This window comes from Serratia liquefaciens (assembly GCF_027594825.1).
In the GTDB taxonomy this organism is placed as follows: Bacteria; Pseudomonadota; Gammaproteobacteria; order Enterobacterales; family Enterobacteriaceae; genus Serratia; species Serratia liquefaciens_A.
Map to the genome: position 1 here is coordinate 1,058,282 of NZ_CP088930.1, position 25,708 is coordinate 1,083,989.

At 51.7% G+C, this 25,708-nt stretch carries 20 protein-coding genes and 1 tRNA gene; 11 read left to right on the forward strand and 10 right to left on the reverse strand.

The window, feature by feature from the left end; all coding sequences use genetic code 11:
- The first annotated feature begins 11 nt into the window (after positions 1 to 11).
- Both LQ945_RS04840 and LQ945_RS04845 read left to right on the forward strand, forming a co-directional pair.
- Positions 12 to 719, forward strand: coding sequence for a heavy metal response regulator transcription factor (locus LQ945_RS04840; RefSeq protein ID WP_044552367.1), 708 nt, complete (start codon positions 12 to 14; stop codon positions 717 to 719).
- Positions 716 to 2,173 (forward strand): heavy metal sensor histidine kinase, encoded by a 1,458-nt coding sequence (locus tag LQ945_RS04845; protein ID WP_270102957.1) that lies wholly within the window; start codon positions 716 to 718, stop codon positions 2,171 to 2,173. The genes LQ945_RS04840 and LQ945_RS04845 overlap by 4 nt, the downstream gene beginning before the upstream one ends.
- A 1-nt stretch (position 2,174) precedes the next feature.
- Here the strand turns inward: LQ945_RS04845 and nac are convergent, their stop codons facing one another.
- Entirely contained in the window at positions 2,175 to 3,098 is a 924-nt protein-coding gene (nac, locus tag LQ945_RS04850) for a nitrogen assimilation transcriptional regulator NAC (protein ID WP_044552371.1), read from the reverse strand.
- Between the two features lie 348 nt (positions 3,099 to 3,446).
- On the opposite strand from nac, the gene LQ945_RS04855 reads away from it, so the two are divergent.
- A tRNA-Asn gene (locus tag LQ945_RS04855) sits at positions 3,447 to 3,522 on the forward strand.
- Between the two features lie 231 nt (positions 3,523 to 3,753).
- Here LQ945_RS04855 and LQ945_RS04860 read toward each other — a convergent pair.
- Positions 3,754 to 9,330 (reverse strand): DUF3320 domain-containing protein, encoded by a 5,577-nt coding sequence (locus tag LQ945_RS04860; protein WP_270102391.1) that lies wholly within the window; start codon positions 9,328 to 9,330, stop codon positions 3,754 to 3,756.
- An 893-nt stretch (positions 9,331 to 10,223) separates the two neighbouring features.
- Here LQ945_RS04860 and LQ945_RS04865 point away from each other — a divergent pair.
- From LQ945_RS04865 to LQ945_RS04875, 3 genes are all read left to right on the forward strand, one after another.
- Positions 10,224 to 11,201 carry a DUF1852 domain-containing protein gene (locus tag LQ945_RS04865; protein WP_270102958.1) on the forward strand — a complete coding sequence of 326 codons (978 nt, stop codon included), beginning with the start codon at positions 10,224 to 10,226 and terminating at the stop codon, positions 11,199 to 11,201.
- 27 nt (positions 11,202 to 11,228) lie between these two features.
- Positions 11,229 to 12,260, forward strand: coding sequence for a methionine synthase (locus LQ945_RS04870; RefSeq protein ID WP_270102392.1), 1,032 nt, complete (start codon positions 11,229 to 11,231; stop codon positions 12,258 to 12,260).
- Positions 12,261 to 12,854: 594 nt separating this feature from the next.
- Complete coding sequence (locus LQ945_RS04875) at positions 12,855 to 13,454, forward strand: hypothetical protein (RefSeq protein WP_269933713.1); 600 nt, start codon at positions 12,855 to 12,857, stop codon at positions 13,452 to 13,454.
- Positions 13,455 to 13,486: 32 nt separating this feature from the next.
- Here LQ945_RS04875 and LQ945_RS04880 read toward each other — a convergent pair whose 3' ends face one another.
- Complete coding sequence (locus LQ945_RS04880) at positions 13,487 to 14,419, reverse strand: LysR family transcriptional regulator (RefSeq protein ID WP_270102393.1); 933 nt, start codon at positions 14,417 to 14,419, stop codon at positions 13,487 to 13,489.
- 144 nt (positions 14,420 to 14,563) lie between these two features.
- Between LQ945_RS04880 and LQ945_RS04885 the strand changes: the two genes are divergently transcribed.
- On the forward strand, positions 14,564 to 15,451 hold the full coding sequence (locus tag LQ945_RS04885; RefSeq protein ID WP_270102394.1) for an SDR family oxidoreductase: 888 nt from the start codon (positions 14,564 to 14,566) through the stop codon (positions 15,449 to 15,451).
- 250 nt (positions 15,452 to 15,701) lie between these two features.
- Complete coding sequence (locus tag LQ945_RS04890; RefSeq protein ID WP_270102395.1) at positions 15,702 to 17,888, forward strand: TonB-dependent siderophore receptor; 2,187 nt, start codon at positions 15,702 to 15,704, stop codon at positions 17,886 to 17,888.
- Positions 17,889 to 17,940: 52 nt separating this feature from the next.
- Here the strand turns inward: LQ945_RS04890 and LQ945_RS04895 are convergent, their stop codons facing one another.
- Positions 17,941 to 18,384, reverse strand: a complete 444-nt coding sequence (locus tag LQ945_RS04895; protein WP_270102396.1) for a DMT family transporter — start codon at positions 18,382 to 18,384, stop codon at positions 17,941 to 17,943.
- A 25-nt stretch (positions 18,385 to 18,409) separates the two neighbouring features.
- Positions 18,410 to 18,928, reverse strand: a complete 519-nt coding sequence (locus LQ945_RS04900) for a GNAT family N-acetyltransferase (protein WP_048762556.1) — start codon at positions 18,926 to 18,928, stop codon at positions 18,410 to 18,412.
- A gap of 39 nt (positions 18,929 to 18,967) precedes the next feature.
- Here LQ945_RS04900 and LQ945_RS04905 point away from each other — a divergent pair, with 39 nt between their 5' ends.
- Positions 18,968 to 19,537 (forward strand): helix-turn-helix domain-containing protein, encoded by a 570-nt coding sequence (locus LQ945_RS04905; RefSeq protein WP_020827687.1) that lies wholly within the window; start codon positions 18,968 to 18,970, stop codon positions 19,535 to 19,537.
- A 27-nt stretch (positions 19,538 to 19,564) separates the two neighbouring features.
- Here the strand turns inward: LQ945_RS04905 and LQ945_RS04910 are convergent, their stop codons facing one another.
- The 3 genes from LQ945_RS04910 to LQ945_RS04920 form a co-directional block, all read right to left on the reverse strand.
- The gene (locus LQ945_RS04910) at positions 19,565 to 19,858 is read right to left on the reverse strand and encodes a DUF2623 family protein (RefSeq protein WP_270102397.1); all 294 of its coding nucleotides are present in this window, start codon (positions 19,856 to 19,858) and stop codon (positions 19,565 to 19,567) included.
- Between the two features lie 154 nt (positions 19,859 to 20,012).
- Entirely contained in the window at positions 20,013 to 20,600 is a 588-nt protein-coding gene (locus LQ945_RS04915; protein WP_270102398.1) for a nitroreductase family protein, read from the reverse strand.
- Positions 20,601 to 20,687: 87 nt separating this feature from the next.
- A complete protein-coding gene (locus LQ945_RS04920; RefSeq protein WP_262242096.1) occupies positions 20,688 to 21,569 on the reverse strand; it encodes a LysR substrate-binding domain-containing protein in 882 nt (293 codons plus the stop codon).
- 121 nt (positions 21,570 to 21,690) lie between these two features.
- On the opposite strand from LQ945_RS04920, the gene LQ945_RS04925 reads away from it, so the two are divergent.
- Positions 21,691 to 22,326 carry a flavodoxin family protein gene (locus LQ945_RS04925; protein ID WP_270102399.1) on the forward strand — a complete coding sequence of 212 codons (636 nt, stop codon included), beginning with the start codon at positions 21,691 to 21,693 and terminating at the stop codon, positions 22,324 to 22,326.
- Positions 22,327 to 22,472: 146 nt separating this feature from the next.
- Complete coding sequence (locus LQ945_RS04930) at positions 22,473 to 23,579, forward strand: glycosyltransferase family 9 protein (RefSeq protein ID WP_270102400.1); 1,107 nt, start codon at positions 22,473 to 22,475, stop codon at positions 23,577 to 23,579.
- On the opposite strand, the gene LQ945_RS04935 is transcribed toward LQ945_RS04930, so the two are convergent.
- Positions 23,560 to 24,735 (reverse strand): O-antigen ligase family protein, encoded by a 1,176-nt coding sequence (locus LQ945_RS04935; protein ID WP_270102401.1) that lies wholly within the window; start codon positions 24,733 to 24,735, stop codon positions 23,560 to 23,562. The two genes, LQ945_RS04930 and LQ945_RS04935, sit on opposite strands and share 20 nt — an antisense overlap.
- The gene (locus LQ945_RS04940) at positions 24,713 to 25,621 is read right to left on the reverse strand and encodes a sugar glycosyltransferase (protein ID WP_270102402.1); all 909 of its coding nucleotides are present in this window, start codon (positions 25,619 to 25,621) and stop codon (positions 24,713 to 24,715) included. The genes LQ945_RS04935 and LQ945_RS04940 overlap by 23 nt, the downstream gene beginning before the upstream one ends.
- Positions 25,622 to 25,708: the final 87 nt, after the last annotated feature.

Genomic DNA, 25,708 nt, shown 5'->3' on the forward strand with positions numbered 1-25,708 from the left:
CGGGAGTGGCCATGCGATTACTGTTGGTTGAGGACGAAGAGAAAACCTCGTCCTACGTTAACCGCGCACTGAGCGAACTGGGCTACACCGTAGACGTCGCCGGCGATGGCATTGAGGGCTTGCACCTGGCGGTGCAACAGGACTATGACGCAGTGATCCTGGATGTGATGCTGCCAGGCAAAGACGGCTATGCGGTATTGGAAGGCCTGCGCGCCAGCAAACAAACGCCGGTGTTGATGCTGTCTGCCCGTGGTTCGGTTGATGAACGCGTCAAGGGCCTGCGCCACGGTGCGGATGATTATCTGCCCAAGCCGTTCTCGCTGATTGAACTGGTTGCCCGCATCCAGGCGTTACTGCGCCGCCGTACCAGCGACGGCATTGACGTTACCCAACTGCAAATCGACGATCTGCACGTGGATCTGCTGGCACGGCGAGTGACCCGTGGCGGGGAGCGTATCGATCTGACCGCCAAAGAATTTGCCCTGCTCAGCCTGTTGGCGCGTCATCAGGGGGAAATACTGTCCAAAATGATGATCGCCGAGCAGGTTTGGGACATGAACTTCGACAGCGACGCCAACGTGGTGGAAGTGGCGATTAAGCGACTGCGCGCCAAAATCGACTCCCCCTACCCGCAAAAGCTGCTGCACACGGTGCGTGGCATGGGCTACGTGCTGGAAAATCGTCCGCAGCATCGCGATGCGCCACGGATAACCGCCTGATGAAAATTTCCATTTCCAGCCGTATGGCATTGATGTTCGCGCTGACCATGGCGCTGATCATGCTGGTACTGGCGCTGTTTCTGCGCAGTTCACTGCTGACCTCGTTGCAAAACCAGATGCACAACGAGCTGCACTTTCGCCATTCGCTGATCTCCCCCTATATCGAAGCCAAAGGGACCGCGCGCGACTGGCCAATGGTGCAACAAAAACTCAATACCCTGTCCAACAGCGAAGGCAACCAGGTGAAATATTGGGTGATCAGCGAGGATCCGCGCTACCGCTTCGGCGGTGCTCCCCCGCCGGGTACCCGCTGGTCAAAATTGCCGGACGGTTTCGCCACTGCCGCCAATCCTGACGGCGATTGCCCGTTGTATATGCTGATCGCAACGCTGCCGCCGCTGGGCGCTCGTCCAGAGGTGCGCTATGTGGTGGCAATTGATTCTGCACCCTATATGGGCACGCTGAGAGAGTTCACCCAGGCGCTGGTGGTGATTTCGCTGCTGGGGATTGGGCTGGCGGCCCTGCTGGGCTACGCCATATCGCGCTTCGGTATGCGGCCGGTGCTCAATCTCAGTGAACAGGCGCACCGTCTGGTGCCCGGCACTACCGGCCAGCGGCTGGACAGCGCCACCTTGCCGGCCGAACTGCGCAACCTGGCGGAGTCTTTCAATGGCGTACTGGCGCGCCAGGAAGTGGCCTGGCGGCAGTTGGAGAGCTTTAACGCCGACGTGGCGCATGAGTTGCGCACCCCGCTCACCAATCTGATTGGTCAAACCCAGTTGGCGTTGGCTCGCGAACGCAGCGTTCAGGAACTGGAAGAACTGCTGCAGTCGAACCTGGAAGAGCTGGAACGCATGACCTCCATCGTCAACGACATGCTGTTCCTGTCCCACGCTCAGGCCGGGCAATACGCCACCCAACTGAGCGAAGTGTCGCTGCGGGAAGAATCTCTGAAAACGGCGGAATACGTCGAACCTTCGTTTATGGAAAACGATTTGACCATTGAGATTTCCGGAGAGGTGCGGGCGCAGGTTGACCGGCGGCTGTTCCATCGTGCGTTGGCTAACCTGCTTGAAAACAGTGCGCGCCACGCCGTCGCGGGCAGCGCCGTTTCGGTACTGCTGCAGGAGCAGCGGGGATTTGCCGTCGTCGCCGTCGCCAACCAGGGCGAAACCATCGCCCCCGAGCACCTGAGCCGACTTTTTGAACGCTTCTATCGCGTCGACTCTTCGCGCGTTCGCAGCGACATGCACCACGGGCTGGGGTTGTCTATCGTCCGCGCCATCGCGCTCATGCACCAGGGGGAAGCCTTCGTCCACAGTCTCGATGGCATCAACACCTTCGGTTTCTCACTGGCGCTGTCGCAGCCAGAGGAAAACCCAACGCCACCGGCGTCAAAACCGCTAGCGGCGGCCCCCGCCATCGCCGAGATCAAGCGGGAAAGCCTGTCGTGATTTATTGTACCAACGCCAACACGCGTTTTTCCTGACTGCGGCTGGCGGCGATCGACAGCAGGATATCTTTCACGGCCAACGCCGGCGCCGACAGGGAGTGCTCGGCGGAGATGCACAGCGACAGCGGTACGCTAAGCGACGGAACATTGATTCGAGCCATCCAGGCCTTGGCAGGCCCTATCATCGCCCGCGCCACCGACTCGGGTAAAATGGTGGCCCCCAGGCCGCTGGCGATGGCCGCGCTCAAGGTGCCGGAGGACTCGATTTCGCCAATCACATTGGCGGCCAGCTTGCGCACCGCCATGGCTTCATCCACCTGAGTTCGTACCACATCACCTTCGCGCGGCAGGAACAGATTCAGGCGCGCAACGTCCAGCAGATCAACGCTGTTGCCGGGATTCGGCACCGCACGCGTCGCCACCAGATAGAGATCTTCTCGCATCAGCGAGGTGGCCTGAAGGCCCGCAGGCATTTTGGCACCGTAGATCACCGCCATATCCAGGCTTTGGCCGGCAACCTGTCCTGCGAGCGTAGAGCCGATGTTCTCATTCAGACTGAGTAAGATACCCGGATGCTGATCGCGCACCGCCTGCAGCAGCGGCAGCGCCAACTGCGACGCCAGGCTGCCCGGCGCCAGCCCGACGGACACCTGACCGCTCATCGCCTGCCCGGCGCTGTTGACCGCGCTCTGTGCCTGTTCGCACTGGCGCAAAATGGTCTGGGCATGGGCATACAGGATGTTTCCGGCCTCGGTCGGCATCACGCCGCGCTTGGTGCGGATCAGCAGTTGCTGTTTCAGCTCCCCTTCCAGGGTGGCCAACTGCTGACTGAGTGCCGGCTGGGCGATATGCAGCACCTCTGCCGCCTGGGTCAGGCTGCCGATATCGACGATTTTCACGAAATACTTCAGACGTCTGAAATTCATATTGCCTCCGTCATGCCGCTGAACTGCGTTGACAGAACGGCAGCAAGATCCGGGCCAGGCCGACGAAATAAGAGAAACCGTTAACTAATTGCCGGAAAAATAAGAAAAAATGATGCTAATGATTGCTAAGACCTCAGCGTTGGAAGACCCAGAACGGAGAAGGTTTGCACCAGCGTGAAGCACGCGGAGCTCAGCCCGTGGCCGCCCCTGATCCATTGCGCAGCAGAGCATCAATAAAAGCCATAAAAAGCAGCAGGTTGAATAATCTTGCAGCAAACGAAACGGCAAGGCGTTTTCAGGCTTTACAAGCCCGCACCACCCCGCTATTATTCGCCCCGTTCACACGATTCCTCTGTAGTTCAGTCGGTAGAACGGCGGACTGTTAATCCGTATGTCACTGGTTCGAGTCCAGTCAGAGGAGCCATATTAAAGACGCCCGCTTAAGGAGACTTAAGCGGGCGTTTTGCTTTTCTGAATTAACATCGTTTGAAGCAGACAAGAGCATCATTTTATTTTTTGAATCTAAAGAAAAATATCAACTACGGTATCTGAAATAAATTGCGGCAGATATTTTCTGCAGGGGTTAACTTTGAAACTCAAAAGAGGCAAACTCAAGGTCAAAAATTGACACGCTGAGTTTGCCTTAATAACTAACTCAATCTGTAATCGTTTCTTTATTTTCAATAATCAAAGAGTCTTCTCTGACAACAGTTCTTTTAGTGATGAGTTGCTCGATCACATCCGAGATTGTTTTACGCAAGGCTCCACTTGTCGCCTTGAATCCAAGAGATCTTGAGATCGATATAATTATTTCATCATCTGTTGCGCCAAGGTTATCTTTTACTACCTTAACAATACCGACAGCTATCTCCTGAGGAGGTAACATTTCCGGTTTCCGTAATCCAGAGGACTGAACATTCTGTCGGTTTCGTAAGCTAATTGTTGACTTGTCATGAACTAAGAACTGACCATCTTGAATGACATCCCCCCTATTACAGACCAAGTTAATAGCCCTGCTCACAACAGCCTCTATCCTTGCCCCTGAGCGTTGCAGCCCCCAGGCAGTTCGTAGCCTTGTGATAACTTCGCTTGTATGAATAGGGGATTCAACTTCCACTACTTGTTCAACCATTTCGCTCAAGATACCCAGAGGGGTTTCATGAAGCTCATAACCAAGATTAGCTGTAAGGTTTGCCTCAAGATAAGCGATCTCAGACTCAGCTGAAGTCTCTGAATCAACAAGACCAATCTCAACTATAGGGCCTCTGTCAACAGTAACTATTTCAACAGGTACTGCACGTGTCCTCTGGCGCGATTGCTCACTCCGTTCTGACAGCTCTTTTTTGGCTGACTCTATAGCTTTAAGCGTACGATCTAGCTGCTCTTCAGGACGATGGAACCAATCGGTGCTCCAGATACGATGGATAATCCACCCATGATCTTCAAGTACAGCTTGACGCAAGCGATCTCGTTCACGTGCAGAGCGTGAAGAATGGTAAGCCCGACCATCACATTCAATACCGATCAAGTATCTTCCTGGCATGTCCGGATCCGCGATAGCCAAATCGATAAAGAACCCAGCAATACCCACTTGGGGATGAACTTGATAACCAGCTTTCTGAAGTGCATCAGCAACCTGCTCTTCAAATACACTGTCCATTTCTCGTTCAGAACGCTGAGCCAAGGATATCCGCCCGGTACGGGCGTACTGCAGGAAGAGTTTAAAAGCAAATACACCTTTGCCTTTTGCTCGTTCCAAATCTATATCCTCATCTGTTATTGAGGCGAACACTTCACAACGTCGTTTGGCTCGGCTAATTAACACATTCAATCTTCGCTCCCCGCCTTCAGAACCCAGGGGACCGAAACGCATCGCCATATATCCTTGCGGATTTTTCGCATAGCCGACTGATATCATAATCACATCACGCTCATCACCCTGTACGTTCTCAAGGTTTTTAACGAAGAATGGCTCACTCGGATGCCCATTAAAGAATTCCTCTAAGTCAGGGTTCAAGCGACGTAACAACTCAAGTTCATCCTGAATAGCCTTACGCTGAGAAACAGAAAATGTCGCAACACCGAGCGACTGTTCAGGATATTTACGGGCATGCTCCATGATTGCTTTAGCAACTGCTTTCGCTTCTACCGTATTGGTTCCTTTGCCCCCTGACTCGAAAACACCATCAGGAATGTAGTGAAATTGTAGACCCATACCAGCTTCCTGAGTGTACGGGCTAGGTACAATGTAAAGTTTATTTTCATAGAACTGAGTATTGGAGACAGCAATCAATGATTGATGACGGCTTCGATAGTGCCATCTCAACATACGTTGAGGTAATCCTCTCGCAACAAATAATCCAAGAATACTTTCTATATCGGAAACCTGAGAAACGTCATCATCATCATCATTAGGAGCAGATTCAGTCATTTTAGCGAAGAATCGCGTAGGTGGCAGTTGGCGCTCGTCTCCCACAACAACAACCTGCTTACATCGAGCAATTGCACCAATAGCATCAACCGGTTGTATCTGACTCGCTTCATCCATGACCAAAAGATCGAATTTTTGCTTGCCTGGAATAAGAAATTGGGCCACAGATAATGGACTCATCATCATTACTGGTTTCAAGGCCTGTACAGCAACACCAGCTTTCAACATTAGCTGGCGTATAGGCAAATGCCCTCTTTTCTTCACCATTTCCGAGCGCAGAATACCTACAGGCCCGACCCCACCGCTTTTAGATGGAATCTGTCTGTGGTGGGCGCGCACAACCTCAAAACTGGCAGCTTTAATACGTTTAAGGTCAAGTTCTGCAAACCCTAAAACTTGGCGAGAGTGAAGTTCGCCATCAAAACGCACCAGCTCAGGCTCTTCGAAAGCCATTATTTTAAGCAACGACTCAAAATAGGTCCGTTCTACAGCAGATACCGAAGAGTCAACAGAGAGGTCTCCAAATGCCAATCTTTCTACAACTTCATATAATCCATATTCTCGAGCCTGTGCCACACGATGTTGGTACGCAACCCATTTAGATAATTGCTCCGAGTTCATAACCCATGCATTAAGTTTTTCGCAAGCAACCGATATCTTTAACTGATCAGCTGTCGATCCGAAAAGAGTTGGAATAGACCCTTTTAAATCCTTCGCGATTTCTTCCAGTTTACTGACTATTTTTTGGCTAAATAGGTCAGTTTCTCGTGCATTTTTGGCCGTTTCGACCTTGTTTGTAAGTTTTGCAGCCACGAAACGTAGAGCGCTATTTTCCTCTAACCAATGATGAGCTTGACTCAGGAATTCCCAGTCAGATGATAATTCTTGCCATTGTTTGTCAAAAGCCCTCTCAGCAAGCGGGGCCTTTGCTCGTAGTTCCGCAATAAGTTTCTGCAACTCAGCAAGTCGAGTGACTAAATTGCAACGTTCGTTTATATCCGCAGGAGGTTTTACCATCAAACGAGCACATTGTTTATCGAGTTCTATAAGTTCTTGAACTTTTTGCTCAATGAATATAAATGACACGCGTGTGATAGAGATCTGGTTACTAAAATACTCTTCAGGTGATGTACCGAAAGCATCCCAGAGAATGTCCAACTGAACGCGAACTTGCTGCAGCAACTGGTTAAGTTGTTGTGCTCGGAGTTTCACCCCCTCGCGGTCAACTAGACGGCTGGCTAATATTCGCGCTTCAGACCCTACACCACGGAGTGTTCTCATCCATTCAACCAATGCCATCAAAGAGGAACTATCACTCTTTTCGCCACGCCAATCGCTACCAAAGGCAGAGTGACCAAAGTCATTGCCTTCTTGGATTCTTTTCCTCTCACCTTGCGCTTTAATTAAATCGTCAAGTAACAACACCTGCTGGTCAATAGGTAAAGAACGGTCTCTTAGTAAAGAACCGACCAATGCTTTCGCTTTTCTCCAATTTCCGTTCAGATGACGGAAAATACCAGTATGAGTTGCAAGAAGGTTTCTGGCCTCAAGAACATCCGTAACCCAAGCAGCGTCGTTTATTTTGGGCTCAAGAAATTCGCTAACGGTTCTGAAAGAAGCGATCGACTCAACTAACTCAGCAGCTTTCTCAACACCATGATCCCAGACAGAAGCGATAAAGGCATCTGGGCTGGCATTAGGCGCTGCAGCAATTCTTTCGCCCAGCGCAATTAAACGCTCTACTTCTTGAACTGTATAATATCCGTCCTGAGTTCCTAATTCCTCATGCAAGCGATTAGCATCAAGGCGCAACTTAGCTAGCAGTTTTGACAGAGAGTGAGCCGCTGTAAAACCGTTAACATCAAATTCCCGAGGAAGCGTTGTCAATGCATCTTCCAGTTCAGTAACTGGAGTTTCTATTTCTTCGGCTATTATATCTGACTCAAGATTTAAGCGGGTTTCATGGTATTCTTTGCCCGACATTATGAGTTGTTTAATCGCCGGAATATTATTATTCCACTCTTCGGATGTAAGCGCTTTCGCTGATAAGTCTGGCGCTTTAGATATGCGTTCAGAAACCTCAACTAATATCCCAACAGAAGAGAACATCTCCGGTACAGGAGTCACAGAAAGCTCATCCGACAATTTTTCAACATCGTTTATAACACGTAAAGCTTCTTCTCTAATTTCTTGCAGACGTGGAATTAACTTTTCTACATCCATTGGTAAAATTTGCTCGAGACCCACCCCATTCCACGGATGTTTATCAGGTAACCCAATATCTAGAATACGTTCACCAATCTCTTTTACGAGATTAAGACGTTTCTCAAGATCATTCGCATTCCAATGTTCAAAATTTTCCAGATTAAAATCAGTAGGGGCTTGGCCTAACTGACGTAATCGGACAAGGTGCCCCATGACTTGATAGGGGGAAAAAGCGGAGGGATAATATATTTTGTGTAATCTGGCAGGATGTTCGTTAAGTTTATCCCTAGCATCCGTTAAATTTTCTACCAACGTGTCTGGAAATTCCCCCCTCGGAGATCCTAGCTCCCAAACCCTCTTTAATTCCTCTAGAAAAACTCTTTTGTTCGTCTTATTACTATGCAACTCTAGACACGCATCACCGACACCTGCATGATCGAGACGACGTTTCACCACTTCTAACGCAGCCATTTTTTCTGCGACAAACAAAACCGTTTTTCCATCAGCGACTGCAGCAGCAATTATGTTCGCAATCGTCTGAGATTTACCAGTACCAGGAGGTCCCTGAATAATAAGATTTTTACCTTCGCGTACATTATGTATCGCCAGAGTTTGGGAAGTGTCACTATCCATGATGTGGAGCATGTCCCTAGGAGATATGAAGGGATCTATTGGCACATCATCTGAAAGTTCTTCATCTGTATCGTCAAAACCATCAACCATAATTGAACGAATAAGAGCTTGCTCCGTGATACTTTCGTTCTCAGGCCAGTTTTCTGGATCTAAATCCCTATACATAAGAAATTTTGCAAACGAAAAGAATCCCAGAGTAATATCATCTTCTTGAACACTCCAATCAGGCTTTATCTGCACAGACTGAGCGACCTCATCGATATATTTAGAAAGGTCTAATTCTTCTTCTGATTGTATCTTAGGCAATATAATTTCATGCGTTCGCTGGAGATAAGCCTCTAAAGAGAGATTTTCAATAATCTCATCCTGTCTAGAGCGCAGTTTAAACCTCTCACCGGCAGTTCCGCGCTCTAAAGAGACAGGAATCAAGATCAAAGGAGCATACCTGATATTTTCTTTATTGTTTGGGTCAATCCACTTTAAGGTTCCGAGAGTCAGATAAAGTATATTTACACCTTGCTCCTCTTCTAACGTTTTATAATCATGGTAAAGATCTAATAATCGCTTCTGCAAACCCTGTGGGGACAATCTTGTTTGCAACTTCGTGTCCTGATGCTCAGAACGAATAGCATTTGGATCAATATCGTCATCAAAAACAAGCATTCGGCTATCTACAGTAGCTTCATTCGATTCAATATCATCTTCTTTAACATCGATTAACTCACCTTTCTTTCCAGCTCGCCCTGGCAGAAAAGTAAACACCTTTCCTTCTTTTACTAGCAATCGATGTATCTCAGCAGACTTTTCATCGATTATTTCTAGTAGCTTCGCTGTTTTAGAACGAGGAATGTTAAGAAGCTTATTACGAGCAGACAAGTCAAGAAGCTCAGTACGAGCTCGCTCTAATTTTTGTTCAAGAGAAAGGTTATTACTTTTAAATATTGAATCTTCGTTATCATTCATAGCACGAATTCCGTATTTTCGGTAAAATCATCATTGCACGCCAAGTATGTGCTACTGCATATAACGAAGGCATTCAACGACTGAATACTAACATTTTAGCCATTTTTTTAGGAAAATTCTAATAGAACTCACTGGTCCCCCCGCTTGTTCATGTTCAGTTTTCGCGCACGCATTTTCCAACTTAGCATCTGATCTCTATGATTTTCGCGCCTTTATGTTAATAACCTCTCATTCCAACTAATTTTAAAATCCAATAAAAAACAAAAAATCAAAACTTAAGCAAAGTTAAATTTAATTTAACAAAATAAAACACTAAAAAAATCAAAATCATTGCACCTGCATCCCTGCTAAAAGGGATCTAGTAACTCCTGTGCACAACTACGCTTGCTAGCGGTTGTGACAAAACTAGGGTTTCTTTCGATCGTTTATTCATCAATTGAAAACGAAAAATGCTTTTAGCTTTTCGAAACCTCGGTGAAAAACCTGCCGCTGGCATCACTGGCATCCGTTTGCATGAAAAAACGGCATGTGGGTGAATAGCTGCAATATGAATGAAGCTCAAGTCACGCCCTTGTGGGCAATCAGCACCCCCACCTCTCTTTATCCCCTTCCCCAAGGCCTGTTCAGTGAGCCGTATATGCCCGCAGGATGCCACTGCGGATCTGTGGGCCCGGCGTTTGGCACCCTGTCAGCACCCGCCGCGCTCAGATCATGAAGATGACTCATGTGGTAATGAAATTTAGTCGCTTTCACTCGTCCCATGGCTCTGGCATAAAATATGCAACGTTAACTTATTGACAACATGAAGACTGATGAGCGAACAAACCAGTAACTTCTACGAAATCAAGAAGCCAATTCAGTTTTCATCTCAGAACTTAGGGTGCAACATCGCGATGAGCAGAGACTTTACATTTACGATTAAGCGCAGCCTTTTCGATGAGGATTATAACCCCTCTGAAAATACGCGTATTACCACCAATTTTGCTAATTTGGCCCGAGGAAAAAATCGCCAGGAGAATCTGCGCAACACATTGACAATGATTGATAATCGTTTCAATACTTTAGCTCATTGGGACAACCCAAAAAGCGATCGTTACTCTGTCGAGCTTGAAATCATTTCTGTCGAGATGAGCATTGAAGGCAATGGCAATACCTTCCCAGTGATTGAGATATTAAAAACCAACATTATTGATAAAAAAACTCACCAGCGGATTGAAGGCATTGTCGGGAATAACTTCTCTTCTTATGTGCGAGATTATGACTTCAGCGTATTGCTGCTGGAGCACAACAAAAACAAACCTGGATTTAGCATTCCAGATGATTTTGGCGACCTGCACGGCAACATATTCAAGTATTTCGTCAACTCAGCTGAGTACAAAGAGAATTTTAAAAAGTCACCGGTAATCTGCTTAAGCGTCTCAAGTAAGGACACTTATCAGCGGACGGGTAACCAGCACCCTGTATTGGGCATAGAGTATCAGCAAAACGACTCCTCTTTGACTGAGAAATATTTCGAAAAAATGGGGTTACAGGTTCGCTACTTTATGCCGAAAAATAGCGTTGCGCCTTTGGCCTTTTATTTCTCCGGCGATTTGCTGAGTGATTACACTGATATTGAGCTTATCAGTACCATCAGCACGATGGAGACTTTCCAGAAAATTTATCGGCCTGAGATTTACAATGCGAACTCTGCCGCAGGGCAATATTATCAGCCGAGCCTGAATCAGCAGGATCATTCGTTGACAAAAATTGTTTATGACCGAGAAGAACGCAGCCAGTTGGCTATTGAGCAGGGGAAATTTACTGAAGAGCATTTCATCAAACCCTACAAGAACATTCTTGAGCAATGGTCTGCTCACTACGCTCTTTGATTAACCGAAAATAAAAGGTCATTGATTATGAAAATTTTGCTCCCAACTTCGACTGCCGGCAGTTTGCCGAAACCTTCCTGGCTTGCACAACCTGAGACACTTTGGTCACCGTGGAAACTGCAAAATGAGGAATTAATTGAGGGAAAACAAGATGCCCTTCGCTTGTCCCTGGAAGATCAACTGCGGGCAGGCATCGACATTGTCAGCGATGGTGAGCAAACGCGCCAACACTTTGTCACTACGTTTATCGAGCACCTGAGCGGCGTTGATTTCGAGAAGCGTGAGGTGGTTAAAATCCGTAATCGCTACGATGCGAGCGTACCGACCGTGGTTGGCGCTGTGGCGCGTCAAAAACCCGTTTTTGTGGAAGATGCCAAGTTTTTACGTCAGCTGACCAAGCAACCCATCAAATGGGCCCTGCCAGGTCCGATGACGATGATCGATACGCTTTATGATAACCACTATAAGAGCCGCGAAAAACTGGCCTGGGAATTTGCCAAGATCCTCAATCAGGAAGCCAAAGAATTAGAAGCTGCGGGCGTCGATATTATCCAGTTTGATGAACCCGCCTTTAACGTTTTTTTTGATGAGGTGAATGATTGGGGGATCGCCGCCCTGGAAAGAGCCATTGAAGGGCTTAAATGTGAAACGGCGGTACATATCTGCTATGGCTATGGCATCAAGGCCAATACGGATTGGAAGAAGACGCTGGGGTCAGAGTGGAGACAATATGAAGAAGCGTTCCCCAAACTGCAAACCTCGAATATCGATATCATCTCGCTGGAATGCCATAACTCGCATGTTCCTATGGATCTGCTTGAACTGATCCGCGGTAAAAAAGTGATGGTCGGGGCCATTGACGTGGCGACCAACACCATAGAAACCTCGGAGGAAGTGGCCAATACATTGCGGAAGGCCCTTCAGTTTGTCGATGCCGACAAACTCTACCCTTCGACCAACTGCGGCATGGCACCTTTATCGCGTCGGGTAGCCACAGGCAAACTCAATGCCTTAAGCGCAGGTGCAGAGATCATCCGCAGAGAACTCTCCGCAAAGTAACTTCGCCCCATATCCTGCTTCCGGCGGATAAATGTGCGAAGTGGTAAAACCCTATTTGAGCCCGCTCAGGGAAACCTGAGCAGGCTTCTCGCATTTTTATCCGCCATCGTTGGTACGTGTTGCATCAGTTTGCGCAGCGCTCCGCCTTTTCGTCTTTTCTCCCCGCGACACACGTTCATCACTTAGCTTCCCCCTCGCTATCGCCGGTAGAGTGAGTGCTACGAAATTGTTCAGACACCTTGCATGTACGTAAAATATCGTACAATATACGGAGATAAGATGGGATTCAGGGACGTAAAAAAGCTCGCTATACGCTGTCTTCAGCAAGGCGCGTATGACCATGAGGTACGTGGCAACATCGATGTCAAGAATCTGTTTGCCACTGGTCAGGTTGATAAAAACGGGGTAATCGAACTTATCAGGAAAACTTCCGGAGATGCATATCAGTGCCGTCCACATCATCAGGATGCCGCTACTGACGTTCACATTCTTCAACCCTGGCAGTCCGGTTGCTACTGGTACGTAAAATTTTATTTTATGGAACCCGACGTCATCTTTATCAGCGTGCACCAATAAATCGACAAGGAGTTCAAAGTGAAAATTGTTAAAGAAGGCGATACGCGCGCCGTTCTGTGTCACCACTGCGGGAAATCTATCGCGACTTATCGTTTACGCGACGTGGACTTCAGCGATCGACGTGGCACGGTGAAGAATATTCTGGCCGCGGTTTGTAACCAGTGCGACAGCGTGGTCAGTGTCCCTGCTCAATCCACGCCGCAAATTAAAAACGAGTTTGAACAGAGCAAGTCGGCGCTGGAAGTCCGGGTTCCGGCGCACTATCTCGATATTCTTAGCGTCGCCACGCAGAAAATAGATGCTTCACTGGGCGAAGATTTTCATAAGACGCTGATCCTGTATTACCTTCATGCGCTGACCACCGGTTACTACCATCAGGAAGGGCTGAAAGCGCTGTTAGGCAGCGAGCTGGCAAATGCCAAAGCGTCGAAGCGGCTGTCGATGAAAGTCACTAAAAAGCAGCTGGCGGAAGTAACTAGCCTAATGGAACAACAGAACCTGATGCGAAGCTCCGATGTGGTCAAAGCGGTGATCCTGAAAGTTTGCCAGGATATCGTGCAGGAGAAAAATTTGGGCGTGTTGCCGGAATTGCGCAACCTCGCCGCCGCCATTTCCTGAGCCTTTTTCCGCCGCTGACTGCCTGGCAAGCCTCAGGCGCGCTCCGTCATGCTGCCATCTGGCCCCAGATTGTCAGTCAGGATCTTCAATAATGCGCGAACTTTCGGCAGCGCCTGCCGACTCTTGAGCCAGGCCAGATTAATCGGTAATCCATCGGTTGCCAGATGAGGCAATACCTCTACCAGCGAACCCTCTGCAAGCTGCCGTTTCACCAACCAGGTGGGCAACTGCGCAATGCCGTGCCCGGCCAAAACGGCGGTAAGCTGCCCTTCTGCATCGCCGATAGCCACCCGCGCCGGTAACACCCTTTTCTCGCTGTTATTCGCCTGCGCGCCGGCAAAATACCAGGGGGTAAGCATGCCGTTACCTTCGCCGTAAACCACGCAGCTGTGATTATCCAAATCCTGTTCGTTGTTCGGCACGCCGCGCTTTTTCACATAGGCCGGTGAAGCGCAGAAAATATGCCGCTGCGCCCCCAGATAACAGTGCCCTAAAGCATTCGGCCAAATATCCGCGCCGCCGATACGCACAATAATATCGATACCCTCTATCACAGGATCGACAAAGCGGTCGGAAAACGAAATATGCGGCATTAACAGCGGGTGATCCTCAATCAGCTTGAGGATCACCGGTAAAGCATGCAGACGACCATAAGCTGCGGGAAGTTCGATGCGCACCCTTCCCCGTGGCTCGGCATTTTCGGCCTGCATGGCAAGCTCCGCTTCTTCCAGCTCGCCCAATACGCTGGTGCAGGTGCGGTAAAAGGTTTGCCCCGCGTCGGTCAGCGACAGACGCCGCGTGGTCCGGTTAAACAGGCGAACCTGCAGCCGACCCTCCAGACGGGCAATGCCTTTGCTGATGGCGGAACCGGTTAAATTCAGGCGTTCTGCGGCGGCCGTAAAGCTGCCCAGATCGGCTACGCAGACAAACAGATCGATACCTTTGAGTCGTTCGGAAGAAAACATAGCCCGCCACCATTAATGAATTTAATTCCATAAACTTGGTAATTTATAGCCTAAATAGGAAATTTATTCCCCGTAAACTCGATCTGGTAACACATCCTCAGGGCCAGGCCCGATTCAACCACCGACCATGACAAGGGTTTATTGATGAGCATAAACAAACCAAGGGTGCTGATTACTGGCGCCACCGGCCAGATAGGCGGCGATACTTTGCGTAACCTGCAGGCGGACACCACCATTACCCTGGTGGCGGCGGTACGCTCCCCGAAAAAAGCCGAGCCTTTTATCGCTCAGGGCATCAGCACCGTCATTATGGATTTTGATCAAGAAGAAACGCTGGCGCCGGCGCTGCAGGGCATTGATCGCGTCTTTCTGGCAACCGGCTATACCGTCGACATGCTGCGCCAGAGCAAGGTGTTTCTCGATAAGGCGAAACGGGCCGGGGTGCAGCATATTGTGCACCTCGGTGCCTGTGGGCGCGACGACACCACCATTGCTCACTGGGCCTGGCATCAGTTGATCGAACGTTATATTGAGGCACTGGGTTTCAGTTTTACGCATTTGCGGCCGGAGTGCTTTATGCAAAATCTGATCGGTTACGGTGGCATTCCCGCGGTGGTCAACGGCGTCATTCAGCAATACACCGGTGATGCTCCCTTCAGTTGGGTTGACGGCGAAGACGTCGCGCTGGCGGCTGCCTGTTCACTGCTGCACCCTGAACAACATGCGGGCAAAACCTATCGGCTGGGCTATGACGCCAAATCCTATGGCGAGATTGCGGAAATGTTGACGGAAATACTGGGACAGCCATTTCGCTATGAAGCGCTCGATTACCGGATTTTCCTGGAGAACATGCGGCAATCCGGCGCCGAAATGGCTTATATGAACTGCGTTGGCGACAATCTGCGCCGCATTGCCGAACGCGATATTCCCGGCGTTGAAGAAACTTTTGACAACTTCCCGACAATTGCCGGCAAAGAGCCGGTTAGTTGGCCAGAGTTTATCCGCAAACATCGGGCCGCTTTCGCCTATTAATCCCTTTTTTATCTGGCCCGTTTGGGGAAAACCAGGCGGGCTTTAGCTTTACATCTGCCCTGCGCCACTGAGGCTCACCATCAGAAAATTTCTTTAAAACATAAATTTATCAATCAGATAAAAACACACCCCGCCTGAAACGACATTGTGGAGATATTGTGAATTTGCACTTCCTTTACAATAAATGAGAATAGTTATCGTTATCATAATTATTCAATAATATTTGCACACACTTTCAGGGATAAGATGCATGATTTACACACACGCTTTCAAATTGAAACCAGGCGCGATATTGCTGGCGGGGTTAATTAGCGGGAGCGGCTATGCCGCCGATGACCTCGTGGGTGAAAGTGAGGAGATGGTGGTTTTGGCGCCGGCAGAAGAACAATTAAAACAGCAGCCGGGTGTCTCGATTATTACCGCTGAAGATATCGCCAAGGATCCGCCGGTCAACGATTTATCCGACATCATCCGTAAGATGCCGGGCGTGAACCTGACCGGCAACAGCGCCAGCGGCAGCCGTGGCAATAACCGCCAGATTGATATACGCGGCATGGGGCCGGAAAACACGCTGATTTTAATCGACGGCGTGCCCACCACGTCGCGCAATTCTGTTCGCTACAGCTGGCGCGGCGAAAGAGACACCCGCGGCGATACCAACTGGGTGCCGGCGGAAATGGTTGAGCGCATCGAAGTGCTGCGCGGGCCAGCGGCGGCGCGTTACGGTTCCGGTGCCGCCGGCGGCGTGATTAATATCATCACCAAACGCCCCACCAATGACTGGCATGGCAGCCTGTCGCTGTTTACCAACCAGCCTGAAAACGACAAGGAAGGCGCAACGAAACGCACCAACTTTAGCCTCAGCGGCCCGTTGGCCGGCGACGCGCTCACCATGCGCCTGTACGGTAACTTTAACAAGACCGACGCCGATGCGGCGGATATCAACACCGCACAAAACGGATCCTATGCTGCCGGCAACGAAGGCGTGCGTAACAAAGACGTCAATGCCCTGTTCTCCTGGAAAATGACCCCGACGCAGATCGTTGATTTTGAACTGGGCTACAGCCGTCAGGGCAATATCTACGCCGGCGATACCCAGTACAGCAACGGTAATCTCAGCCCGAACGATCTGGTCTCGTCACTGTACGGACAAGAAACCAACCGCCTATATCGCCAGACTTACGGCATCACCCATAACGGCATCTGGGATTGGGGCCAGTCACGCGTCGGCGTTTACTACGAAAAAACCAACAATACCCGCCTTCAGGAAGGTTCAACCGGGCGCGTAGAGGGGATGATCAACAGCGATCAATTCAACACCAGCCGGCTGAAAAATGTCAGAACCACCGGTGAATTGACGCTGCCGCTCAACCTGTGGCTCGAACAAACCATGACCCTGGGGGCCGAGTGGAACCGTGAGCAGCTCGACGATCCGGCTTCCATGCAGGTCACCGACGCCAGCGGCGTCACCATCGGCGATATTTCCGGCGATCCTTCCGGGCGCAGCGCCAAAAACAGCGCCGAACTCAGCGCCCTGTACTTCGAAGATAATATCGAAGTGGTGCCCGGCACCCTGCTGATCCCCGGTATGCGTTTTGATTATCACAGCAAATTCGGCAGCAACTGGAGCCCAAGCCTGAATGCCTCGCAGGAACTTGGCGACCATTTCAAACTGAAAGCCGGGATCGCCCGCGTCTTCAAAGCCCCCAACCTGTACCAGTCCAGTGAAGGCTACCTGCTTGCCACCCGCGGCAACGGCTGCCCGAACAACATTGCGACAGGGAGCTGCTACCTGATGGGCAATGCCGATTTGGATCCGGAAGTCAGCATCAACAAAGAGGTCGGCCTGGAGTTCACCTATGAAGGGTTCAACGCCGGCATCACCTATTTCCGCAACGATTATAAAAACAAAATCGTTTCCGGGACCGATCTGGTGGGCTACGCCTCTAACGGCTACAACATTCTGCGTTGGGAAAACGGCGGCAAGGCGGTGGTGGAAGGGCTTGAAGGCAACCTGGTGATCCCGGTAGTGAAAGACCGGCTGAATTGGCGTACCAACGCGACCTATATGATCACGTCGGAGAACAAGGATACCGGGAATCCGCTTTCCGTGATCCCGAAATACACCGTTAACACCATGCTGGATTATCAGGTGACCGACAAACTCTCGACCAACCTCACCTGGACATTCTATGGGCGTCAAAAGCCACGTGAATATGCCGAAAGCCGTAATGAAGTCGGTTCGCTGGCGACCAATGAGGTGGGAGCTTACACCGTGGCCGCGGTTGGCGTGAATTACGATCTGACCAAGGATCTGCGCCTGAATGCCGGTATCAGCAACCTGTTCGACAAACAGCTATACCGCGAGAACCAAGGGGCATCGACTTACAACGAACCTGGGCGCGCGTATTACGCCGGTATGACCCTGTCATTCTGATCGAATAAAAAACAGGCCCGTTCGGGGGAAAGCCCGACGGGCTCTTTAGGCTTTAAAAACTTCTTCTGGCCACCAGAAAAGCGCCAATCACCAGCAACACGGCCCCCAGCAGCGCGGGCAAATTTTCACGCATTGCCGCCGGCCCGGCCTTATAAATATCGGCCATCAATCCCGCCACCAACTGGCTGGCCACCAGCACGGCAATGGTGGTTGCCGCCCCCAGCTTTTGGAAACCCAAAATGCCGGAAAAGACAAAAAAAGATCCCAATAAGCCAGGCAACAACATCCACAGCCGCAGGGAACCCGTGACTTCGGCCAGGGCAGCTACGCCGTTTTTGGCAAACAGCAGCCCCATCAATAGCACCAGACCGACGCTGGAGTTGATCACCAGCGTAATCAGCACCGTCGACACGCTTTCGGTGATACGCACCATCAACAGGTTCTGAATGACCAGGCTGATCCCGGCGGCCACCAGCAGCAATAGCATGATATTCATAGCGATCTCGGTTTTAGCAGTGCCATTAACGCTTCGGCGGTGCGCTGGCGTCGTCGAGTTTCAGCTGCAGGAAGGTCAAATCCAGCCATTTGCCGAACTTGGCACCCACTTCGCTCATACGGCCGACCATCTCGAAGCCCAGATTAATGTGTAACTGCACAGACGCGTGGTTGCCGGACTCAATGCCCGCCACCATCACGTGTTTGCCGATCGCCCGCGCCTGCTCAATCAGCGCAATCAGCAGCGTTTTACCTACCCCGCCGCCGCGGCTGTCTCGCCGAACATACACCGAATGCTCGACGGTGTGTCGATAGCCGTCCCACGCCCGCCAATCACCAAATGAGGCATAGCCCATCACCTCACCCGCAGCGTCAATCGCCACCAGCACCGGATAGCCCATCCCCTGCCGTTCTGTTATCCACGCGGCGCGGTTTGCCTCGTCGACGCTAAGTTCATTCCAGATTGCCGTGGTGTTCAGCACGGCGTCGTTATAGATAGCGGCGATGCCTGCGCTATCGGTTATAGTCGCGTTACGGATAAGCATGTTGACCTCTTGGTTGACCGTCTACTATCATACTACGATATGGATAATAAATTAGACAACCTAAATCAGCGCATCGGCGCGAGGATCCGCATCGAACGTGAGGCCCGCCATTGGTCGCTGTCCGATCTGGCGGAACGGGCCGGTGTTTCGCGCGCGATGGTGCACAAAATTGAACGTGGCGACAGTAGCCCAACGGCGATGTTGCTGGGGCGGCTTTCCGGCGCGTTCGGCCTTAGCATGTCCAAACTGATCGCCCGGGCAGAAACGCAGGAAGGTCGGCTGATGCGTAAGCAGGACCAGCCGCTGTGGGTCGATCCCGACAGCGGCTATGTCCGTCGCCATGTGTCGCCGCAGTCGGATATGCCGCTCGATCTGGTACGCATTGAACTGCCCGCCGGGGCGGCGATCCCCATGCCGGCTTCGGCCTATGCCTTTATGCGGCAATTGATCTGGGTTTTGTCCGGCTCGCTGGTGTTTCAGGAAGGCGAAACCCGCCACGAAATGGGCCAGGGCGATTGCCTGGAGCTTGGCCCCCCGACCGACTGCGTGTTCAAGAATGAGAGCGCCGAACTCTGCATCTATTTGGTGGTGGTGATGAACAAGGCCTGAACCACGCAGGTCGCTGCATGACGGCGGTTAACTTTGCCATTCCCGGTTGTAGCCTGCGCAGAAAAATTTTTCGGCCAGGCGGTTGCTGCCACCAGAGAAAAACTCGCTCATCATCTCGCCGTTAAGATCGTAGGCCCGGCAGAGCAGCCCGGCCTCGAACGCGGCCTGATTTTCATCACCCAGGCTTTCCGCCAGATGATGGGCATACCCCAATACGAAACCCCGCTTGTAGTCACAGCAGAAACGGGACAGTTGCGCAGCCGGTTTGGCGTCCTGCGCGGCTAACCCCGCCATCAGCCCCTTACCGAAGTGATTATCCATATGCTTTTCCCCATCGTTCAAAAATCGCTATATAAAATATTATATAGCGAACGTCCTGCTGATGGACATACTCACAAAGTTTTATCCCCTCTTCGCGGGCATAAAAAAACCCGCAAAGGAGAAACCTTGCGGGCTGATTGATCTGACGGGGCGATTACAGGGTAAAGTTCAGCCCTTCCACCACCGTTTGCTCCAGCGGCAAGCGCCCTGAAGGGATCTCTTTTTGCTGCAGGAATTCAGGCAGCAGGGATTTGTCGCCCGCCTTGCCGATCGCCACCATGCCGTGCACCTGATAGTTATCCGGAAGGTTCAGCGCAGCCTTGATTCTATCGTGGTGCACGCCGCCCATGCAGTGGGTCAGCCAGCCTTTCAGATGTGCCTGCAGCGCCAGATTGGCCCAGGCGGCACCGGTATCAAAGGAATGGCTTGGGTTGTCCACTTCCTTCTCGCCGTTCAGGCTGGTCGTTTTCGAAATGATCACCACCAGCGCCGAAGCGTTCTGCGCCCAGCCGCGGTTGAATTCAATCAGGAAATCCAGGTAGCTGTCCCAACTGGCCGAGCCGTGCTTGCTGTAAGCAAAACGCCACGGCTGAATGTTGTAAGCCGAAGGCGACCAGCGTGCCGCTTCGAAGAAGCTCAACAGGGTCGTATCGTCGATAGGATCATTCGCCAGCGCACGCGGCGACCAACGTTCAATAAACTGCGCATCAATCGGGTGATCGGAAACTCTTGGCTGGCTCATGGACATCTCTCTCATGGGAATGGAATATCAAATTTATCCAATATTCCCATGCTGCACGCCAGAAAAACTTTTATTTTGTGCTCTTCATCAGCCGCCAAGCTCCTGCTGTAGCCAGTCGAGAAATGCGCGCACCGGCGGGTGCCGTTCACGCCCAGGGACGCACAGTGCGGTGTAAGCCGCCCCCGGCACGCGAATTTCCGGCCGGTAAGGCACCAACAGGCCATTGCGCACCTGATCGGACACCATGACCGAGCTGGCCAGCACCAGCCCTTGCCCGGCCACCGCCGCCTGCAACGCGTAATGCTCTTCGTCATAAGCCCGCAGCGTCGTGTGCCGCTGCCACCAGTCAACTCCGGCGGCCCGACACCAGTCGCGCCAGCCGGTTTCATACAGGGTGGAATCACGCCAGCGAACGGTGATCAGCGCTGGTGTGGGTTGCTCTGCCGCGCAGAGTCCTGGAGCGCCATAAACGCCAAAACTCTCTTCCAGCCGAGCCGCCTGATGCAACTGCGGGTAATTTGCGCGGCTGTAGCGGATGGCGATGTCCACGCTGGCGTCCTGCTGCAGGTCAATCACCTCAGCGCAGGCTTCCAGACGAACCAAATAGTGCGGATAGGCCTGATAAAAACGCCCCAGGCGCGGCACCAACCACAGCGCCGCGAAGGAATGGGTGACGGAAACGCACAGCGACCCCGCGCTCGGTGTCGGTCGCAGGGCATCCAGCACCGTTGCCACATCGAGCAAGGCGCCGTGTACTCCGGCGAACAAACGCTCGCCCTTTGGCGTCAGCTGTACCCCCCGCGGTATTCGGTCAAATAATGCAAAGCCCAGCTGCTGCTCAAGCGCTTTAATCTGATGCGACACCGCCGTCGGCGTCACCGCCAACTCCAAAGCCGCCTGTTTAAAACTACGCAGTCGGGCGGCGGATTCGAAAGTGCGCAATGCGGTAACCGGTAGCGTGGCGAACATGGTGTACGGCCTCGTTAAGATGAATTTAACTCACCCTGACAGAATAGCCGTCATTTGTCTCTCGCGCTGCAAGCACCGTAAATTGACTCTCGTATTCCACGATCAAGTAATGGAGAGTGACATGAATTCATCTCATCAGCCGAAGCGACTTATCGTCCTGGTTGGCAGCCCGCGCCGCGACGGCAACAGTGCCGCCCTGGCCCAGGCCATTATGGCGGGTGCCGCCGAGGCCGGCACCGACGCCAGCCTGTTTTTCTTAGACGATTACATCAGCGGTTTTTTGGTGGACGAGCGCCACGCCGCTCCGCCTGCCGACCGCTATGGCGAACTGTTCCTGGAACATTTTCTGCCGGCGGACGCGGCGGTGTTCTGCACCCCGCTTTACTGGTATGGCATGTCGGCGCAAACCAAGGCCTTTTTCGACCGCTCTTTCAGTTACTACTCCAGCGCCTACCCCGATGCGGAACAGGTGCATCAGCGTATGAGCGGCAAACGCATCGGGCTGGCGGTGGCCTCGGAGGAAACCTATCCCGGTGCCGCGATGGGGATTGTGCATCAAATTCAGGAGTTCAGCCGCTATTCGCATTCCGAATTCGTCGGGCTGGTTCAGGGGGCGGGCAACAGCCGGGGCGAAATCAGCCGCGATCCGCGTAACCCGTTGCAGGCCGCCCGCGAGTTGGGACGCGAGATCTTCACTCGTCCCTATTCAGATTACCGAATGGATACGCCGCGCAGCCCGCAGGTTTGGCAAAACTGACGCCGCCAAGGGGCAGCCTGCTGCCCCTTTATCAAGGTTGCGCAAGCATATGTAGCAAGATATTGCCGCCCATTGGCCCACCCGGACAAACGTCATATGATGCCAAAGTTCAAATCGGCATGCCCATTAACCCAAAGCGGAACAAGATGTCAAAACAGTGGAAAATAGCGGCGGCCAACCTTGGCCTGCGGATGTATACCCGGCTGGGTGGCAACTTTAAGGATAAGGCCCATTTTCAGCCTGAGCAGGTTTTTGAACGCATCGTGATTTTTTCCACCAGCGCCCTCGGCGATCTGATGTTTAACACGCCGGCGATCCGAGCGGTGCGTGAACGCTACCCGGCGGCAAACATCACCCTGATTTCCAGCCACAAGAACAAACAGTTGGTCGCGACCAGCCGTTGCTTTAATCAGGTCATTTATTGGGATCATAAAGCGAAAGACATGCTCGGCATTATTCGCCAACTGCGCCAACACCGGCCTCAGTTGGCGATTATCCTGCACTCCAAATCCCCTTACGATGTGATGGTCGCCATTACTGCCGGTTGCCAATATGTCTTCAAAGACGCTTACGGTAATAAAGCCACCGGCATGGAGCCCTGGCTGTGTGGCGTGAGCCGCAGCACCGGCGGCCATCTGATTCAACGCAAGCTGGATCTGGTGGCTCAGTTAGGCTGCCAAAGCGACAACACCGAGATGTTTATTCCCATCGATTTTCCGCCAGTGGCTAAAACCGCAGGAAAAATTTCGATCGGCTTGCAAATGGGCGCTTCTGAAACGCTGCGTTGCTGGCCGGTCGCGCAGTTTATTCGCCTGGCGAAACTGCTGCTGGCGTCTTCGCCGCACCACCAGATTGAATTAATCGGCAGTCCGAAAGAACTGTCTATTGAACAGGCGTTTATGGCGGGGCTGACGGCGACCGAGCAGTTGCGCGTGGTCAGCCATATTGGCAAAACCACCCTGCCGCAACTGCTGGCGGTGATGTCGAATATGCAGGTGCTGGTCACCGGCGACACCGGCCCACTGCACCTGGCCATCGCCCTGAAAACACCGACCGTCAGCCTGTTTGTTACCGCCAATCCGCAGCACACCGGCCCCTATCAAAACGGCGAATTGCATCAGGTGATGTACGTCCCGGTGGATGAACAAAAGCTCAATGCCGCGCAACGCCAACAGCCGCTCAGTATCATCACTGAAAATGAGGTGTTTGAAAAAGTGACCAACGCGCTGAAACTTAGCGCCCCCGAGGGTTGACCAACGGAGGCTGGGCAAAGACCATCGCCAGCGGGAACCAAAACAGGTACCAAAACTCGGCCGGGTTCGCGATAACAAACATGCCCTGTGAGCAGTAGAAAATCAGCATAAACAGGTATAAAGCCGCTTCCAGACGGCGACCGGCCCGGAGATGGCGCACGGCCAGCTGCGCGCCAAACGCCAATAACGCGGCGAACAGGCAAAACCCAACCAACCCGCCTTTGAGCAACGCCCCCAAATACAGGCTATGGGTGGTATGAATAAACTCACCGGTGTAATTGGTAAAGGTCAGTTGCTTATCAAAGCCATAGCCAAAGAACGGCGCCTGTTCGACCAACAACAGGCTGTGCCGCCAGATGCTCATCCGCACAAAGCTCTGTTGATACAGCGCTGCAAAACGCGTAATCAACATTTCACCGATCGGTGAAAACAGCACTGCGCCCACGGCAAATAACACCGCAGCCGCAATGGCCAGCAGCGATTTTTTGTTCAACGCCAGATAGGAAGTGGTTAACGCCAACGCGGCCAATAAGGCCATCAGGGGCCCGCGACTTTGGGTGAACACCATAAAGACGAACAACAGCGGGATCGCAGACAGCGCCCTTTTCCTCCCGGTATCACGGAACACCATCAGGCTTAGAATGATGCCCAACGCCGCATAGCCGGCCAGGTCGATCACGTTGCGCGGGCCAGGGTTAGCCCCGGAGGTTTCTCTGAGAGTATAAATTTCCCGGAAATCAACGCACGCCAGATACAAGCACAACAGCGTGATGCCGGCAATCACGGCGCAGAGCAGCAGATTGCGATCGGGGCTGTCCAACACGGTGACCAGCAAGGCCAGATAGAGCAGGATATACACGCTGTGCGTCAGGGTAGATGCCGTATCATCCGGCGTACCGCCCCAGAGATTGCTGACGGCATAATAGGCGAGAAAGCAGGCCGCCAGCGCCATTCCCGCGATTGCGGCACGCCGGTTAAGCCAGGCCGAGCGAAACTCGGGGCGTGAGGCCAGCGTCAGCAGGAAAAAGAGCGCCGCGATGTGGAATAAATTATTGACCCGGGTAAAACCGCAAAAAATGGCGCTAAAAAAAGAAAAGGCCAGCATGGCATAAAAAGAGATCCGACCGGTGAGCTCAACCGTTTTTGAAAAAATCATTACTATCAACCTTTTCAAAAATACCGGTATCTATTGCACTGCTTAATGAAAAGTTTCTAATCACCATTTTTCTCATTTTCATTCTTTCTCCGGCATGGCTAAAGGCCGGAATAATCAGGTCGTCGACCTTCTCCGGCAAAAATGTCGGCAGTTTATTTTCGGGAGTTTCATAAAAGCGCGGCAAATGGAAATTATTCATATCCAGACCGGCAATAAAGAGCTGTTTAAATCCCAGAAAGGCAATGATCTGAAAAGCCCAATACACTACCGTGCCGGCATCAAAAACCCCGTGCCGAATATCGTGGCTGAAAGCGATGGTTTTATTGCCAGGCGAGAAAAAAACGCTGCGATCTTTGTGATAATGATCCCACAATGCCGAGAGAGGAATTTGGGGACTGTAAATTTTGCAGGTTGCGTCCTCGACCACTGAAAACCGGCATTTCACGCCCGCCAGAGTGAAGTAATCGATGATTTTCGCCACGCCGTGAACCGTAGTGAAAAGGATTAAATCCGGTGCCTGAATAATGCTTTCTATAATATCCGGCCGCCGATCGATAAACCCCATATCGACAATCACATAAAACCGAAAGTTGACCTTCTGGCTCAGGCTAAAAGCCCCATTGACCCCTATCGCCGGCATCTCAGGCAGTTCACTAAAGCGAACGGAGTTCACCGACGGTCCCGTCGCGGTCAACAATATCGGCCCCTTGCAGCTGTCTTTAAGCGCTGACAACGTCACTATAGGAACAGTCTGCTTTTTATAATGTAATTCGGCAATCTCACCGCTGTCTGCACGTTCGATTTTTACGTAAGGCCAGAGATTTTCATTGTGTCGATAAGGCCGTGAATGAGAATAGCGATACACCTGCTTAAGAAAACTGCCCATCGTATCCCTGCCCTGTAAAAATGTATTTGCGCCGAACAGAACTGTCCTGACCGCATTAGATTTATTGTAGGGCTGAGTATCTGAGCA

Coding starts and splice junctions, on each gene's coding strand:
- LQ945_RS04840 (WP_044552367.1), top strand. CDS start 12: ATGCGATTACTGTTGGTTGAGGACGAAGAGAAAACCTCGTCCTACGTT.
- nac (WP_044552371.1), bottom strand. CDS start 3,098: ATGAATTTCAGACGTCTGAAGTATTTCGTGAAAATCGTCGATATCGGC.
- LQ945_RS04860 (WP_270102391.1), bottom strand. CDS start 9,330: ATGAATGATAACGAAGATTCAATATTTAAAAGTAATAACCTTTCTCTT.
- LQ945_RS04865 (WP_270102958.1), top strand. CDS start 10,224: ATGAGCAGAGACTTTACATTTACGATTAAGCGCAGCCTTTTCGATGAG.
- LQ945_RS04870 (WP_270102392.1), top strand. CDS start 11,229: ATGAAAATTTTGCTCCCAACTTCGACTGCCGGCAGTTTGCCGAAACCT.
- LQ945_RS04880 (WP_270102393.1), bottom strand. CDS start 14,419: ATGTTTTCTTCCGAACGACTCAAAGGTATCGATCTGTTTGTCTGCGTA.
- LQ945_RS04885 (WP_270102394.1), top strand. CDS start 14,564: ATGAGCATAAACAAACCAAGGGTGCTGATTACTGGCGCCACCGGCCAG.
- LQ945_RS04890 (WP_270102395.1), top strand. CDS start 15,702: ATGATTTACACACACGCTTTCAAATTGAAACCAGGCGCGATATTGCTG.
- LQ945_RS04895 (WP_270102396.1), bottom strand. CDS start 18,384: ATGAATATCATGCTATTGCTGCTGGTGGCCGCCGGGATCAGCCTGGTC.
- LQ945_RS04900 (WP_048762556.1), bottom strand. CDS start 18,928: ATGCTTATCCGTAACGCGACTATAACCGATAGCGCAGGCATCGCCGCT.
- LQ945_RS04905 (WP_020827687.1), top strand. CDS start 18,968: ATGGATAATAAATTAGACAACCTAAATCAGCGCATCGGCGCGAGGATC.
- LQ945_RS04910 (WP_270102397.1), bottom strand. CDS start 19,858: ATGGATAATCACTTCGGTAAGGGGCTGATGGCGGGGTTAGCCGCGCAG.
- LQ945_RS04915 (WP_270102398.1), bottom strand. CDS start 20,600: ATGAGCCAGCCAAGAGTTTCCGATCACCCGATTGATGCGCAGTTTATT.
- LQ945_RS04920 (WP_262242096.1), bottom strand. CDS start 21,569: ATGTTCGCCACGCTACCGGTTACCGCATTGCGCACTTTCGAATCCGCC.
- LQ945_RS04925 (WP_270102399.1), top strand. CDS start 21,691: ATGAATTCATCTCATCAGCCGAAGCGACTTATCGTCCTGGTTGGCAGC.
- LQ945_RS04930 (WP_270102400.1), top strand. CDS start 22,473: ATGTCAAAACAGTGGAAAATAGCGGCGGCCAACCTTGGCCTGCGGATG.
- LQ945_RS04935 (WP_270102401.1), bottom strand. CDS start 24,735: ATGATTTTTTCAAAAACGGTTGAGCTCACCGGTCGGATCTCTTTTTAT.
- LQ945_RS04940 (WP_270102402.1), bottom strand. CDS start 25,621: ATGGGCAGTTTTCTTAAGCAGGTGTATCGCTATTCTCATTCACGGCCT.